The sequence below is a fragment of the Solimonas soli DSM 21787 genome (assembly GCF_000474945.1).
Taxonomy (GTDB): domain Bacteria; phylum Pseudomonadota; class Gammaproteobacteria; order Nevskiales; family Nevskiaceae; genus Solimonas; species Solimonas soli.
On record NZ_KI440837.1, the window covers coordinates 325,744 to 341,081 of the forward strand.

General features: G+C 67.7%; 14 protein-coding genes and 2 tRNA genes. 13 read left to right on the forward strand and 3 right to left on the reverse strand.

Annotated elements, in window-relative coordinates:
- Window positions 1-134: 134 nt before the first annotated feature.
- The 10 genes from K344_RS0116130 (at window position 135) to K344_RS0116175 (ending at window position 8,914) form a co-directional block, all read left to right on the forward strand.
- Window positions 135-1,826, forward strand: a complete 1,692-nt coding sequence (locus tag K344_RS0116130) for a tetratricopeptide repeat protein (protein ID WP_028081537.1) — start codon at window positions 135-137, stop codon at window positions 1,824-1,826.
- A 17-nt stretch (window positions 1,827-1,843) separates the two neighbouring features.
- Window positions 1,844-2,452, forward strand: coding sequence for a lipoprotein insertase outer membrane protein LolB (lolB, locus tag K344_RS0116135; protein ID WP_028081538.1), 609 nt, complete (start codon window positions 1,844-1,846; stop codon window positions 2,450-2,452).
- 46 nt (window positions 2,453-2,498) lie between these two features.
- Window positions 2,499-3,374: a 4-(cytidine 5'-diphospho)-2-C-methyl-D-erythritol kinase gene (ispE, locus tag K344_RS0116140; protein ID WP_028081539.1), complete on the forward strand. Its 876-nt coding sequence runs from the start codon at window positions 2,499-2,501 to the stop codon at window positions 3,372-3,374.
- Between the two features lie 119 nt (window positions 3,375-3,493).
- A tRNA-Gln gene (locus K344_RS0116145) sits at window positions 3,494-3,568 on the forward strand.
- A gap of 145 nt (window positions 3,569-3,713) precedes the next feature.
- On the forward strand, window positions 3,714-4,667 hold the full coding sequence (locus K344_RS0116150; RefSeq protein WP_028081540.1) for a ribose-phosphate diphosphokinase: 954 nt from the start codon (window positions 3,714-3,716) through the stop codon (window positions 4,665-4,667).
- Between the two features lie 182 nt (window positions 4,668-4,849).
- Window positions 4,850-5,539, forward strand: coding sequence for a 50S ribosomal protein L25/general stress protein Ctc (locus K344_RS0116155; RefSeq protein WP_028081541.1), 690 nt, complete (start codon window positions 4,850-4,852; stop codon window positions 5,537-5,539).
- A 148-nt stretch (window positions 5,540-5,687) separates the two neighbouring features.
- Complete coding sequence (gene pth, locus K344_RS0116160) at window positions 5,688-6,290, forward strand: aminoacyl-tRNA hydrolase (RefSeq protein ID WP_028081542.1); 603 nt, start codon at window positions 5,688-5,690, stop codon at window positions 6,288-6,290.
- Window positions 6,291-6,299: 9 nt separating this feature from the next.
- Window positions 6,300-7,394, forward strand: a complete 1,095-nt coding sequence (gene ychF, locus K344_RS0116165; protein ID WP_028081543.1) for a redox-regulated ATPase YchF — start codon at window positions 6,300-6,302, stop codon at window positions 7,392-7,394.
- Window positions 7,395-7,593: 199 nt separating this feature from the next.
- On the forward strand, window positions 7,594-8,787 hold the full coding sequence (locus K344_RS0116170) for an SAM-dependent methyltransferase (protein WP_211234562.1): 1,194 nt from the start codon (window positions 7,594-7,596) through the stop codon (window positions 8,785-8,787).
- A gap of 50 nt (window positions 8,788-8,837) precedes the next feature.
- Window positions 8,838-8,914, forward strand: a tRNA-Met gene (locus K344_RS0116175).
- 330 nt (window positions 8,915-9,244) lie between these two features.
- Here the strand turns inward: K344_RS0116175 and K344_RS0116180 are convergent.
- From K344_RS0116180 to K344_RS22130, 3 genes are all read right to left on the reverse strand, one after another.
- Window positions 9,245-11,287 carry a TonB-dependent receptor gene (locus K344_RS0116180; RefSeq protein WP_051362311.1) on the reverse strand — a complete coding sequence of 681 codons (2,043 nt, stop codon included), beginning with the start codon at window positions 11,285-11,287 and terminating at the stop codon, window positions 9,245-9,247.
- Between the two features lie 56 nt (window positions 11,288-11,343).
- Window positions 11,344-11,643, reverse strand: a complete 300-nt coding sequence (locus tag K344_RS24195) for a hypothetical protein (RefSeq protein ID WP_157623026.1) — start codon at window positions 11,641-11,643, stop codon at window positions 11,344-11,346.
- A 61-nt stretch (window positions 11,644-11,704) separates the two neighbouring features.
- Window positions 11,705-12,190 (reverse strand): Fur family transcriptional regulator, encoded by a 486-nt coding sequence (locus tag K344_RS22130; RefSeq protein ID WP_084197549.1) that lies wholly within the window; start codon window positions 12,188-12,190, stop codon window positions 11,705-11,707.
- Window positions 12,191-12,231: 41 nt separating this feature from the next.
- Here K344_RS22130 and K344_RS0116195 point away from each other — a divergent pair, with 41 nt between their 5' ends.
- From K344_RS0116195 to K344_RS23185, 3 genes are read left to right on the forward strand one after another with little or no spacing between them, the layout of a single operon-like run.
- On the forward strand, window positions 12,232-13,122 hold the full coding sequence (locus K344_RS0116195; protein WP_211234563.1) for an ABC transporter ATP-binding protein: 891 nt from the start codon (window positions 12,232-12,234) through the stop codon (window positions 13,120-13,122).
- A complete protein-coding gene (locus tag K344_RS0116200; protein ID WP_028081548.1) occupies window positions 13,119-14,363 on the forward strand; it encodes an FtsX-like permease family protein in 1,245 nt (414 codons plus the stop codon). Before K344_RS0116195 ends, K344_RS0116200 begins: the two co-directional genes overlap by 4 nt.
- On the forward strand, window positions 14,363-15,334 hold the full coding sequence (locus K344_RS23185) for a DUF3299 domain-containing protein (RefSeq protein ID WP_051362313.1): 972 nt from the start codon (window positions 14,363-14,365) through the stop codon (window positions 15,332-15,334). The genes K344_RS0116200 and K344_RS23185 overlap by 1 nt, the downstream gene beginning before the upstream one ends.
- Window positions 15,335-15,338 lie beyond the last annotated feature (4 nt).

The window sequence follows — 15,338 nt, forward strand, 5'->3', positions numbered from 1 at the left end:
AATCCGACGTTATTTTACTTCAGCGGCACGGGCTGGCGCTGCAGGCCGGACGAGGGGCGCTCGCCGGCCGGCGACGGGGAACCGCCATGCGCGCATAATGTCCGACAGACATCTGTCCCTCCCGATTCGATCTCATGCGCCTCCGCCTGTTTTTCCCTTGCGCCGCTTTCGGCCTGCTGCTCGTTGCAAATGGCGTGCTGGCGGCCGAACCCGCGGCGCCGGCCGCCGCGGCGGCGACATCGGCTTCGCCGGAGACCCAGTTCCACGTGATGGCCGGCGAGATGGCGGCCGGGCGCCAGCAGCCGCTGGTGGCCGCGCACGAGTTCCTCGCCGCCCTGAAGGAGGTCGACGACGCCGATCTCGCGCGCCGCGCCACCGGCCTGGCGATCGCCGGCCGCGACGAGAACCTGGCGCTCGAAGCCGCGCAGCGCTGGCTGCAGATCGAACCGAGCGCGATGGACGCGCGCGAGGTGATCGCCCGCGTCGCGCTGTCGCGCGGCGATCTGGCGACCACGGCCACGCAATGCCAGGCCATCGTCGAAGGCCACGCCGGCGGCGTCGACGAGGGCTTCGGCATCGTCGCCAGCATCCTGTCGCAGACCGCCAACAGCAATGCCGACGGCGCGCTGTCGGTCATGCAGCAGCTGTCCGGCAAGTATCCGAAGCAGGTCGGCGCGGCGCACGCGCTCGCCCTCGTGGCGCTGCGCTTCAACAAGCTCGACATCGCCGATGCGGCCTCCAGGCAGGCGCTGGCGCAGGCGCCGAAGAGCCGCGACGAGAAGCTGCTGCGCGTCGGTGTGATGGTCAAGCTCGGCAAGCTGGACGAGGCCAATGCGGCGATCGACGCCATCGCCAAGACCGAGCCCAAGCAGGACGATCTGCGCCTGGCCTACGCCAAGCTGCTGCTCGAATCCAACCAGCGCGAGCCGGCGCGCCAGCAGCTGAAGAAGATTCTCGCGCGCACGCCGAACGAAGCCGACGCGATGTACGCGCTCGCCGTGATGGCGACCAACGATCGCGACTACGCGACCGCCGAGAGCTACCTGAAACCGCTGCTCGATGGCGAACGCAGCGACGATGCCGCCTTCCAGCTCGGCCGGCTATACGAGATGCGCGGCGACTACGCCAGCGCGATCGACTACTACGGCCGCGTCAGCGACGGCCCGCAGGCGATCGACGCCGCGCTGCGCCAGGCCAACGTGCTGGCCAAGGCCGGTCGTCTCGACGACGCCCGCAAGCAGCTGCAGGCGCTGCGCGACGACTATCCGCAGTTCGCCACGCGCTTCATCCTGGCCGAAGCCGAGCTGCTGCTCAATGCCAACCGCTACGAGGATTCGCGCGCGCTGCTCGACGCCGCCCTCAAGGCGCAGCCCGACAATGCGGACCTGCTCTACAGCCGCTCGCTGGTTTTCGAGCGCATGAACCAGATCGACGCCGCCGAAAAAGACCTGCGCGCCGTGCTTGCCGTGGCGCCGGACGACGCGCGTTCACTGAACGCCCTGGGCTACATGCTGGCCGTGCACACCAAGCGCCTCGACGAGGCGCACGAGCTGGTCGGCCGCGCACTGACGCTGGATCCGAACGATCCGGCGATCATCGACAGCATGGGCTGGGTCGAATTCAAGCGCGGCAATACCGAGCAGGCCAGCAAGCTGCTGTCGCGCGCGTTCGCCGATTTCCCCGATCCGGAAGTCGCCGCGCATCTCGGCGAAGTGCTGTGGAGCATGGGCCGCAAGGATGAGGCGCGCAGCGTCTGGGACAATGCCCTTCGGCAGAGCCCGGAACATCCGGTGCTCAAGGAAACCGTGCAGCGCTTCGCCAAGTAAAAGCAGGCCGCCGCCGCATGAAACGCGCAAGCCTGCTGCTCGCCGTCGCGCTGCTGCTCGGCGGCTGCGCGACCGTCGGGCCGCCGGTCGTCGACCAGGACGCCGCCGCGCAGAAGTGGCGGCAGCACTACGCCGAGGTCGCGGCCCTGACGCATTTCGCGCTGACCGGCCGCGCCGCGTCCGGCGCGATGGGCGCCAAGGCCGATCTGCGCTGGCAGCAGTTCGAGGACGGCCGCTTCGAGGCCCGCGTGTCGGGGCCGTTCGGCGCCGGCGCCGCGGCGATCAGCGGCACCGCCGGACTCGTCGAGATCCGTACCAAGGACGGCGTCGTGCGCACCGCCGATCCGGAAGGCTGGATGCAGCAGCAGGCCGGCTGGACCTTCCCGATTCGCGGCCTGAGCTGGTGGGCGCGCGGTCTGCCGGCGCCGGATGCGCCGGCGGTAACGACCTTCGATGCCGACGGCCGTCTTGCCACGCTCGTGCAGGACGGCTGGACTTTCCAGTACAGCGAATATCAAGATGTGCAGGGCATCGCGCTGCCGCGCCGCTTTCAGGCGGCCAGCGATCGCATCACGCTCAAGCTGATCGTCGACCGCTGGGATTCATTGCCGCCGCGCGCCTCCTGAACCGAATTCGCCGACGCGCGGTTTCCGCCGCGCTTCGTCTACCTCCATGCAAGCCAAATCACCGCCGCCCTTCACCGCTGCTTTTCCGTGGCCCGCGCCGGCCAAGCTGAATCTGTTCCTGCACGTCACCGGCCGCCGCGCCGACGGCTATCACGACCTGCAGACGCTGTTCCGCTTCGTCGACTTCAGCGACAGCCTCTACTTCACGCCGCGCGGCGATGGCGAGTTCACGCGCACCGGCGACCCGGACGGCCTCGCCGCCAAGGATGACCTCGTGCTGCGCGCGGCGCTGGCCCTGCGCCAGGCCAGCGGCGTGCCGATCGGCGCCGACATTCACGTCGAGAAGCGCATCCCGATGGGCGCCGGCCTCGGCGGCGGATCGAGCAATGCGGCGACCACGCTGGTCGCGCTCAACCGCCTGTGGAACCTCGGCATGCCGACCGACGAGCTCGCGCAGATCGGCCTGTCGCTCGGCGCCGACGTGCCGGTCTTCGTGCGCGGCTTCACCTCCTGGGCGGAAGGCGTCGGCGAGCGGCTGACGCCGGTGGTCGCCGACGAGCCCTGGTACCTGATCGTCATTCCGCCGGTCAAGGTCAGCACCGCGGAAATCTTCGGCGCGCCGGAACTGGTGCGCGACCATCCGCGCGTCGATTTCGAGGAGTTCCGCGCCGGCCGCACACGCAACGACTGCGAGCCGGTGACCACGGCGCGCTATCCGGCGGTCGCCGAAGCGCTCGCCTGGCTGCGGCAGCACGGCACCGCGCGCATGTCCGGCACCGGCGCCGCGGTGTTCGCCGCCTTCGCGACGCGGGCCGACGCCGAGGCGGTCGCCGCGCAGCTGCCCACCGACAAGGAGTGGCGGCACATCGTCGCGCGCGGTCGCAACCGCTCGCCGCTGCTCGAAGCCGTGGCCCGTTCCTGAAGAGCGCGAATGACTGAAATCAGCGGCCGTTGCGGGCCGAAGCTTCCGATATAATGCGCGCCGCTTGAAGGCCGCCTGGACATCCGCCGAGAGGGCCGAGGTTCGCGTTCAGGTTTCGTTGGGGCGTCGCCAAGTGGTAAGGCAGCGGGTTTTGATCCCGCCATTCGGTGGTTCGAGTCCATCCGCCCCAGCCACTCAAAGTTTCTTGGCAGAGGCAGTGCGCTCGGAAACTCGAGTGTCTCCGCGCCGGCGGGACCCGGGGCCGGTAGCCCTGCGGCACCGTCCGTACGCCGTTCCATTTTCACCGCAGCACCCACGAGTACGATCGCAGGCGCACGCATGACCGACTCCAAGCTGATGCTCTTTTCGGGCAACGCGAACCCGAAGCTCTCGCAGGACATCGCCGGCTATCTGAAGACCTCGCTCGGCCAGGCCATGGTCGGCAAGTTCTCCGACGGCGAAATCCAGATCGAGATCCTCGAGAACGTGCGCGGCAAGGACGTCTTCGTCGTGCAGCCGACCTGCGCGCCGACCAACGACAACGTCATGGAGCTCTTGATGCTGCTCGACGCGCTGAAGCGTTCGTCGGCCAGCCGCGTCACGGCGGTGATCCCGTACTTTGGCTACGCCCGCCAGGACCGCCGTCCGCGCAGCGCGCGCGTGCCGATCTCGGCCAAGGTGGTCGCCGACATGATCGGCGAGTGCGGCGCCGACCGCGTGCTGACGGTCGACCTGCACGCCGACCAGATCCAGGGCTTCTTCGACATCCCGGTCGACAACGTCTACGCCAGCCCGGTGCTGCTCGGCGAGATCTGGCGCCGCAAGTACGAGAACCTGATCGTCGTCGCGCCGGACGTCGGCGGCGTGGTGCGCGCCCGCGCGGTCGCCAAGCGCCTCGACGACGCCGACCTGGCGATCATCGACAAGCGCCGTCCGAAGCCGAACGAATCGCGCGTCATGAACATCATCGGCGACGTCGAAGGCAAGACCTGCGTGGTCGTCGACGACCTCGTCGACACCGCCGGCACCCTGTGCAAGGCCGCCGCCGCGCTCAAGGATGAAGGCGCGATCAAGGTCGTCGCCTACGTCACGCACGCCGTGCTGTCCGGCCCGGCGATCACCAACATCAGCAATTCCGCGCTCGACGAGATGGTCGTCACCGACACCATCCCGCTGTCGGCCGCCGCCAAGGCCTGCCCGAAGATCCGCCAGCTGTCGATCGCCGGCCTGCTCGCCGAAACGATCCGCCGCATCTCGGCCGAGGAATCGGTCAGCTCGCTGTACGTCGACTAGCCGCGCCCCGGGGCGGGCGCCGCGGCCCCGGCCCGGACGGCGCCCACCCGGACGTCGTGAAGGGGCGGCTGGGGCCGCCTGTTCCATGCGCGCCGCCAACTCGGCACCGCTGACGAATTTCTGTACAATTCGCGCCCCCTGCCGTCTGGTCGCGGACGGCAGTTCATTGTTTTGGAGCTTCCATGGCTAAAGAAAATTTCGTTGTGAACGCCGAACCGCGCGTCGATCAGGGCAAGGGTGCGAGCCGCCGCCTGCGTCGCGAGGGCAAGGTCCCCGCCATCGTCTACGGTGGCAAAGATGAGCCGACGGCGATCGCCGTGTCGGACAACGAGCTGTTCAAGCATCTGAAGGTCGAGGCGTTCTACTCGCACCTGCTGACGCTGAACCTCGACGGCGTCAGCCAGCAGGTCGTGCTCAAGGACCTGCAGCGCCACCCGGTCACCGGCTACGCGATCCACGCCGACTTCCAGCGCGTGCTCGCCGACAAGCTGCTGCACATGCACGTGCCGCTGCACTTCAAGGGCTCGGACGTGGCGCCGGGCGTCAAGACCGGCGGCGGCATCGTCGAGCACCAGCTCAACCAGGTCGAAGTCGAGTGCCTGCCGAAGGATCTGCCGGAGTACATCGAGGTCGATCTGTCGGGCCTGAACGTCAACGAATCGGTCCACCTCTCGCAGCTGCAGCTGCCGGCAGGCGTGACGCTCGTGCAGCTCAAGCATGGCAATGACCAGTCGGTTGCCTCGGTCCATCTGCCGCGCGCCGCCGTCGAGGAAGAAGTTCCGGCCGAAGCCGCGCCGGCCGCCGAGGTCCCGGCCACCGCCCAGAAGGCACCGGCCGCCGACGCCGCGAAGAAGGACGAGAAGAAGAAGTAGCGCCCCGAGCAGCGTGGAGGGCCCCGCGCGCAGCGCGGAATCTAGCGTCGCGAGGGGGCGCTCTCCGCTGCTGCCGCCGGCCCCACTTCTTCCGAGCGCGAAACCGCTCGTCCTCCCCGGACGAGCGGTTTTTCTTTGAACGAGCATCATGACGTCCGAACTCCACGCCATCATCGGCCTCGGCAATCCGGGTAGCGAATACGAGCGCACGCGCCACAACGCGGGCTTCTGGTTCGTCGACCAGCTCGCCGACGCGGCGCGCGTGCCGTTCCGCAGCGAATCGAAGTTCCACGGCCAGCTGGCGCGCATCAAGCTCGGCGGCCGCGACGTGCTGCTGCTCAAGCCCGGCACGTTCATGAACCGCAGCGGCCAGGCGGTGCAGGCGCTCGCGCAGTTCTACAAGCTGGCCCCGGGGGCGATGCTCGTCGCGCACGACGAGCTCGATCTGCCCGCCGGCACCGTGCGCCTCAAGCTCGGCGGCGGCCATGGCGGCCACAACGGCCTGCGCGACATCCACAAGGTGCTGGGCGAAGGCTATTTGCGCCTGCGCATCGGCATCGGCCATCCGGGCGACAAGAATCTGGTCCTGAACTACGTGCTCGGCAGGCCGAGCCGCGACGACGACGAGGCGATCCGCGCATCGCTGATCGACGCGGCGAATGCGGTCGAGACCTGGCTGACGCGCGGCTGGGAACGCGCGCTGACGCAGCTCCATACCAAACCCGCGCCGCCCGCCGGCGCGACGAAGTAGGAAACCACCATGGGCATTCAATGCGGCATCGTCGGCCTGCCAAACGTCGGCAAGTCGACTCTCTTCAACGCGCTGACCAAGGCGCAGATCGCCGCCGAGAACTATCCGTTCTGCACGATCGAGCCGAACGTCGGCATCGTCGGCGTGCCGGACGCGCGCCTCGATGCGCTCGCCGCGATCGTCAAGCCGCAGCGCATCCTGCCGGCGGCGGTGGAGTTCGTCGACATCGCCGGCCTGGTCGCCGGCGCCTCGCAGGGCGAAGGCCTCGGCAACCAGTTCCTGGGGCACATCCGCGAGACCGACGCCATCGCGCACGTGACGCGCTGCTTCGACGATCCGGACGTCATCCACGTCGCCGGCTCGCCGGACCCGATCCGCGACATCGAGATCATCAACACCGAGCTCGCCCTCGCCGATCTCGACAGCGTCACGAAGGCCGTCGAGCGCACCGCCAAGACCGCGAAGTCCGGCAACAAGGAAGTGCTCGCCAGGCTCGAAGTGCTCAAGCGCGTGCAGGCGCACCTCGACGCCGGCAAGCCGGTCCGCTCGATGGCGCTCGACGCGGACGACAAGGCACAGCTGCGCGATCTGCACCTGATCACCGCCAAGCCGGCGCTCTACGTGGCCAACGTCGACGAGGCGGGCCTCAAGAACGGCAACGAATACCTGAAGCGCGTGCAGGACTACGCCGCAGCCGAGGGCGCGCAGGTGGTCGCCGTGTGCGCGGCCATCGAAGCGGAAATCGCCCAGCTCGACGATGCCGACAAGACTGAATTCCTCAAGGATCTGGGCCTCGCCGAGCCCGGCCTCAACCGCGTGATCCGCGCCGCCTATGCGCTGCTCGGCCTGCAGACCTACTTCACCGCCGGCGTGCAGGAAGTGCGCGCGTGGACGGTCAAGGTCGGCGCCACCGCGCCGCAGGCGGCCGGCGTGATCCACACCGATTTCGAGAAGGGCTTCATCCGCGCCGAGGTCATCGGCTACGCCGACTACATCCAGTACAAGGGCGAAGCCGGCGCCAAGGAAGCCGGCAAGTGGCGGCTCGAAGGCAAGGAATACATCGTGCAGGAAGGCGACGTCATGCACTTCCGCTTCAACGTCTAGCTCGTCGTTCCGCCGCGAACCGGCCGCGTTCAGCGCCGCGCAATGATGGCGTCGCACGCGCTGGACGCGTCACGGACTTTCCGTATCATCGATCCCCGGCGCTGACAATCGCGTGATCGCGGCCTGACGCCGCGATCCGCCGCGCCAGCGATTCAGAGGCACGTGACGAAGGAGCCCGGCGCTCCAAGCGGAGGTTCGTTTGAAATCCATACAGCTGCTGCTCGACGCGCTCGGCCACGGCTTTCACGCCGGCACCCTGCGCTTCGTCATCGACGGCGGAGACGTCTACACGCTCGGCGACGGCGAACCGGTCGCCACGCTGCATCTGCGCGATGCCGCGGTGCTGCGCGAAATCCTCCTCCGCCCGGCATTGAAGTTCGGCGAAACGTACATGGATCAAGGCTGGCAGCCGGAGGACGGCGACCTGCTGCGCGTGCTCGAGGTCGGCGTCAAGTTCGAAGAGGACCTCGATCACCGCATGCGCGGCCGCCGCGTGCGCGCGCTGCTGTCGCAGGTGCTCGAACTCAACAATCCGCTCGCCAGCCGTCACAACGTCGAGCATCACTACAATCTCGACGCCGACCTCTACCGGCGCTTTCTCGACGAGAGCATGTTCTATTCCTGCGCCTACTTCGCGCGGCCGGACATGACGCTCGAGGAAGCGCAGCAGGCCAAGTGTGCGCACATCGCGCGCAAGCTCGATCTCAGGCCCGGCGCGCGCGTGCTCGACATCGGATGCGGCTGGGGCGGCCTCGCCATACACCTCGCGCAGCACCACGACGCCCACGTCACCGGCATCACGCTGTCCAGCGAGCAGCTCGCCGTCGCGCAGCAGCGCATCGAGGCCCTCGGGCTCACTGACAAGATCGAATTCCGTCTCGAGGACTACCGCGATACCAACGGCACCTTCGACGCCATCGTCAGCGTCGGCATGTTCGAGCACGTCGGGCGGCCGCAGTATTCGACCTTCTTCAAGGACGTCCACGAACTGCTGGCGCCCGACGGCACCGCGCTCCTGCACACCATCGGCCGCCTCACGCCGCCCGGCACCGGCAATCCGTGGATCCGCAAGTACATCTTCCCCGGCGGCTACATCCCCGCCGCCTCGGAGCTGTTCTCGACCATCGAACCGACCGGCCTGCTGGTTACCGATTTCGAGATCTGGCGCCTGCACTACGCCCTGACCCTGCGCGAGTGGAACCGCCGCTTCCAGGCGCAGCGCGCGCACTTCGCCGCGACGCTCGGCGAACGCTTCTGCCGCATGTGGGAGTTCTACCTGCTGGGCAGCGAAGCCGCTTTCCGCTGGGGCAATCTCTGCGTCTTCCACGTACAGATGACCCGCCGCCTGGAACGCCTGCCGCTGACGCGCAATTACCTGTACGCGAGACCGTAAAGCCGCCTCGACGCGACGAACGGTTTTCCCTACAATGCGCGGCCCACCGTGGTGATGTAGCTCAGACGGTTAGAGCGCGGCACTCATAATGCTGAGGTCGGTGGTTCGATTCCACTCATCACCACCATTTCCCCTTCCAAAGGCCGCCAGGGCCATCCAGATCACCGCGCAATAGCGCGGTTTTTGCTGGTTTTCGATTTGCTGCCGCCGTCAAGGGCGCAGGGCGGTCGCCGCTTGCGGCGGGTACCAAGGCGGGTACTTTCGGGCGGGCGCGTCCCCGACGGGTAGCTGACATCGGCCTCGCGCAAACGGGCGTCTCCGGTTCCTCATCTTGGAGAGCCGATCAGACACACGGGATTACCGCGAGTGGCGCATCAAGACCACGACCGGACCGACATTCGCGCGTTCCGCAACGGCCCGAGCGGGGGTGGCAAATCCCCCCCGCTCGGCCGTTCGCTCAGAACGACGCCTGGACCAGCAGGCGGATGTCGCGTCCCGGCATTTCAACGTCGTCCTTGTTGAGCGCCACGGCATCGCGCTGCACGGAGTTCGTCAAGTTATGCCCGACCACCGCGAACTGCAGGCCCGGCGTGCCCATGAAGGGATGCCAACCCAGCGAAGCGTCCAGCGATGTGAACGCCTTCGTATCGGTTTCGGCCGTCGCCGTATCGTGCTGCGCACCGGAGTATTTGACGAAGACATCGGCATTGAACACATCGCGCTCCCAGCTGAGGCCACCACCAAGGTGATAAGGCGGTATGCGCGGCACGTTGCCGCCGTGATCGAGCGTCGCACGCACATAGTCGGCGAGCGCGTCGGCCCCCAGCGTTCCGGCGCGGCCGCGATACAGCGCCACGCTGCCTTTCAGCTCGGCGCCGCGGAACGTCGCGTCAAGCTGCGTGTAGTTGAGTTCGCGCAACTCACCGTCGCTGTCCATGCTGCACACGCCGTCGTCGTCGCAGTACGCGCCGGTCAGGTCTCCGTAGATATAGTTCTGGAATTTCGCGGCCCACACCGAGCCTTCGACTTTCACGCCATCGGCGCGGAAGCGAACGGTGCCTTCCAGTGAGTTCGAACGCTCGATATCGAGCGACGGATCGCCGGTCTCGAAAGTCCCCGGGCCATCGTGGGGGCCGCGCGCGAACAGCTCGGTCTGCGCCGGTGCGCGGCCGGTGCTCGACAGCGTCAGGCCGAAGCGCAGCGCCGAGGATGCATCGAATACCAATCCCAGCGAGCCGCTGAGGGGCGTGAAATTTCTCGTCGTCGGCACCTCGGATGCCGGCGTTCCGTCGATCTGCACCTGCTCGGCGCGAACACCGGCCTGCAGGCGCAGCACGTCGCTGAGCGGCGCTTCGGAGAACGCGAACGCGGCATAGGACTTCGTCGACGTCGGCAGCAGATAGTCATTGCCTTCGCCGAGCGCCGAGAAATCGCGATGCTGGATCTGTACGCCCACGGCCGAACGCGAGAGGGGGCCGATCGCGCCGAACAAGGCCTCCGCACGGGAATCCCATTCGTCATCGCGGAACGTCGACGCCGCCTCGCCGGTTGCAGGATCAATTTCGCTGTGCTTGTAGTCGGCGTGGCCGCCGTCGACCGTCAGCGTTTCGAGCGGACCTGCACCGATCGCGAACGACGAACGCAGCAGCTCCTTGGTCTGATGCATGTCGATATAGGTGTCGTCGCTCGGAATGCCGTATTTCGCGCCGTAGTGAATGACGGCACCGCCGATATGGCTGGCGTTGTCGTCGCCGAAGAAGTACGAGCCGCCACCCGATACGCCGTCGCCACGGAAGAATGAATTGTCCTGTGTCCCATGCGGAATGTCGTAGTCGTCGGCATGGCGGCCGAAGCCGTCGGCGTGCAGGGCGAGCTGCCCGATCCGTCCATCGATTTCACCGCTTCCCTGCCGCGTATCGGCGGCGCTGCCATAGCTGCCCGTCACTTCACCGCTGATCGGCGCATCCGGAAGAACCAGCGGAACGCGATTGTTGATGGCGTTGACGACGCCGCCGATCGCCTGGCTACCGTAGCGCAGCGTCCCCGCCCCGCGGACCACCTCGATGCGATCGGCGGCAAGAGGGTCGATCGGCACGCCGTGGTCGGGACCGACGTCGGAGACGTCGAAGCTGCCGATGCCGTCTTCCAGGACACGCACGCGATTGGCGTCGAAGCCGCGGATCACCGGCCGGCTCGCGCCGGACGCGAAGCCGGTTCCGGTGACGCCGGGCACCCGCGACAGCGCGTCGGAAAGCTGGGAACCGCCCGACAGCAGAATCTGCTGCCGGTTCACGCTGTCGACGACCGTCGAAAGCGCATCGGGATCGTTGGTCAGCGGCGAACCCGTGACGACAACGGTCGACGGCTCGGCCGAAGACCGGCCGGCATCGGCGGCCGTGGCGGCTTCATCCGGCTGATCGGCATAGACCGGCGCACCGGCGAGAAACAAGGCAAGGCAAGACACCGCGCGCAAGGGGCGCGGACGAAAAAGGCGAGGCATAGAAGACTCCGGGGAAAATGAACTGCAGCCGATCCTGCGACCGGTGGTGACGAGGCTCAGATCCGGAGTGATTGCGGCGGACCGCGAATGGGATGTCGGCGGTGCGGAAGCGCCGAAACAGCCTCGACGAACGGCAGCGATGCGCCTGGCGGCGCAGCGATTCCGAACGACAGCAACGGCATCTCGACAGGCAGCGCGCCGCCGTCGACATGGTCCAGGCACAGGGGACAGACGTCTTCATCTGCAGCCGGCACTTGCCAGTGCAGTGCATCGTGTGCGGCCGCACCGACGCGACCGACCACCAAAAAGGCGACGAGCAGCCAGACGGCCCGGTTCTCGCGAAGTCGCTCGAGCAATGGCCGGGTCATCAAGGCGATGTGAACGCCAACCGTAGTCCGCAGAGCGTCGGCAGAAGACTCAGCTCTTGGCCGAGCAGTCCGAGCACACCCCTTCGATCTCGACGACCTGCCGGCTCGGCTGGAATTGACGCTGGTTGGCTTCGCGATCGATCAGCTTCGCGAGCTTGTCGGTCGCCACTTCTTCCGTGCTGCCGCAATCGGTGCACAACAGATAGAGGCTCTGATGTGTCTCGTCGGGATGTTCGCAGGCGACGAAGCTGTGTGCCGTCTCGAGCTTGTGCACGAGACCGCTTTCGACGAGAAAGTCCAGGGCGCGATAGACGGTCAGCGGCGCCAGCTGGCGCTTCTGCTGCGCCTGCATCAGCTCGAGCAACTGGTAGGCACTCAGGGGGCGCCGCTGGCGCAGCATGATGGAATAAACGTCGCGACGGATCGGCGTGAAACGCATGCCTCGCGCTTCGCACAACTCCGCGGCGTGCTGAACGGCCCTGGCGACGACCGTCGCCCCGGCATGCTTCGCCGCCGCACTCGCTTTTGCCGCCATCGCTCGCCTCCACCTCACCCATCGGTAGCCACCATTATCGAATGTACGGCGTGCCGATGCGAGTCGCGCCGATGCGGGTGACCGCCGGCATCGTCGCGCCGATCAAGCTCAGCCCCGCCCGGCCGCCGCGGCCCCTGCGCGCCGCCGCGCGAAGACGCGGCCCGGACAACGGCACGCTGCCGGCGGCGGTGCGAGTGGACAAGCGATCTGGCGGCGACATTGAACTTTCACGCGTTGGATTCTGTCAGCACCGTCATGTTACGTTATTACATAGCAACCCTGCGACGTCCATCATGCTGAGTCTGCGCGCCGTGCGCCATCGCTACGGGAACCGTCCGGTTCTCGATCTTGATCATCTTGAACTCGGCGCCGGCGAGCAGGCGCTCGTGCTCGGCCCTTCCGGCAGCGGCAAGACCACGCTGCTGCATGTCGCCACGGCGCTGCTGCGGCCGAGCGAAGGCGAGGTGCGGCTCGATGGGCAGGTACTGTCGGCGCTCGATGCGCGCCAGCTCGACGCTTTCCGTGGCCGCCATGTCGGCATCGTCTTCCAGCGGCTCCATCTGATCGGCTCGCTCACCGTGCTGCAGAATCTGCTCGCCGCGCAATACGGCGCCGGCCTGCCGGTCGATGCCCGGCGCGCGCGCGCCGCGCTCGATGCGCTGGGCATCGGCGCGCTCGCCGGGATGCTGCCGGGACAGCTGAGCCAGGGGCAGGCACAGCGCACCGCCGTCGCGCGGGCCATCGTCAACAGACCACGGCTCCTGGTGGCCGACGAACCGACGGCAAGCCTCGACGACGGCAATGCCGACGCCGTGCTCGCCCTGCTGCAGGAACACGCGCGGGCCTGCGAGGCGGTGCTGCTGATCGCCACGCATGACGGCCGCGCCAAGGCGCGCATCGCACGCCATGTCACGCTGGCGGCGGCGGCATGAATCTCTGGACGCTTGCGCTCGCCGATCTGCGCCGGCATCGCCTCAGCAACAGCCTGCATCTGCTGCTGATGGCGCTCGGCGTGGCGCTGATCGCCGCCCTGCTGCTGCTGGCGAGCCAGATCGCCGGCCGCTTCACCCGCGACGCCAGGGACGTCGACCTCGTGCTCGGCGCCAAGGGAAGCCCCTTGCAGCTGATCCTGTCAACGGTCTATCACCTCGATATCCCGACCGGCAACATTCCGCTCGACGAAGCCCGGCGCTGGGGCTCGAACGCCATGGTGGCCAGCGCCATTCCCCTGTCGCTCGGCGACAATGTGCGCGGCTTTCGCATCGTCGGCACCACGCCGGCGATGATCGAACGCTACGACGCCCGCCTGGCCTCCGGCCGCGTCTGGAAGGCGCCGATGGAAGCGGTGATCGGTGCCGACGTGGCGCAGGCCGGGCTCAAGGACGGCGCCAACTTTGTCGGCGCGCACGGACTCACCGCCGGCGGACACGCGCATGCCGATCATCCGTACCACGTCGTCGGCGTGCTGGCGCCGACGCACACGGTGCTCGACCGCCTGGTCCTCACCAGCCTGGAAAGCGTCTGGGAAATTCATGCCGCCCACCATCACCACGATGACGGCGATCACGACGACGATGACGATGACGATGATGAAGGGGCGGCCGGCGCCGACGGCTATCAGCCCCGGCAGGAGATCACCGCGCTGCTGCTGAAGTACCGCACGCCGCTCGCCGCGGTGTCGCTGCCGCGCATGATCAACATGCAGTCGAAGCTGCAGGCCGCTTCGCCGGCCTTCGAGACGGCGCGGCTGATGCAACTGATGGGCCTCGGCTTCGCGACGCTCAAGGCACTGGCCGGCGTGCTGATCGCGGCGGCGACGCTGTCGGTCTTCATCGCGCTCTACACGGCGATGGAGGCACGCCAGTACGATCTCGCCGTCCTGCGCAGCTTTGGCGCTTCGCGGTGGAAGCTCGTCGCCCTGCTGTGGCTGCAGGCGATGCTGCTGAGCGGTGCCGGCGCCTTGCTCGGTCTCGCGCTCGGCCATGCCGCGGTCGAGGCGCTCGGCCTGCTGTCGCCGAAGGCGAGCGGCATCAAGCTCACGGGTCTCACGGCGGCACCGGACGAGGCGTGGCTGCTCGTGCTGCCGCTGCTGGTCGGGACGCTGGCGGCGCTGCTGCCGGCCTGGCGCGCCTATCGCAATGATCCGGCCGTGACGCTGGCGCAGGCCCATTGATGCCATCCATCCGCATCACCATCTGCATGCTCGCCCTGGCGGTGGCGGCCTGCGGCCGCCCGGACGCCCCGGCGCCGGATGACACGGCCACGGCGGCGGCGAACGCGGCGCCGCCCTCTGCCGCATCCGTGCCCGAAGAAGACACGTCGACGACCGACAGCACGACGCCGGCGGCCGCCAATGCAGCGGACGAATCATCGGCGCCGTCGGCGAAGCGGCCGATGGTGCGCTACGAGAACGGCAAGCTCGTCGAGGATCATTCGCCTCCGGTCCTCGAGATCACCTCCGAGTTCGAAGATCGCAAGCACGGCAAGCTCGCCGTGCCGGCCTTTCCGGGCGATGTCGTCTATCTCTGGGCAACGCTGCAGAGCGAGGCGGGCACGCCGCTCAAGGGCGTCGCGGTGAAGGTCGAATCGAAACTCGGCAACAGCCATCTGCTGATGGCCGATCACACGGACGAGAACGGCGGCATCGAATTCCATTTGATCGCCGACCGCCTCGGCGAAGACCTCATCACCGTCAGCGGCGCCGGCATACAGCGCGACTTCTACCTCGAAGTCACGGCGCCTACGCGCGACCAATGGCTGAGCGGGCTCGACCTCAAGGGCACGACGTCCTGGAACCTGCTGATGTCGGCGCGGCTCGACGTGCAGCGCGATTCGGTGGCGGCGACCTTCTCGCCGCCGCTGCAGGCGCTCGACCGCAAGACCGTGCGCATCGCCGGATTCATGTTGCCGCTCGGCCTGGACGAAAAGCAGACGCACTTCCTGCTCTCGGCGAATCCGCCCAGCTGTTTCTTTCACCCGCCCGGCGGCCCGGCCACGGCGATGGAAGTGTTCGCCGAGCGCGGCGTGACGATGACCGATGCGCCGATCGTGCTCGAGGGACGCTTCGAGCTCAGCACCAAGGACGCCGGCGGCATTCTCTATCGCCTGAAAGCGGCGCGCCTGGTTTCGACCATCAAGAGCTGATCCG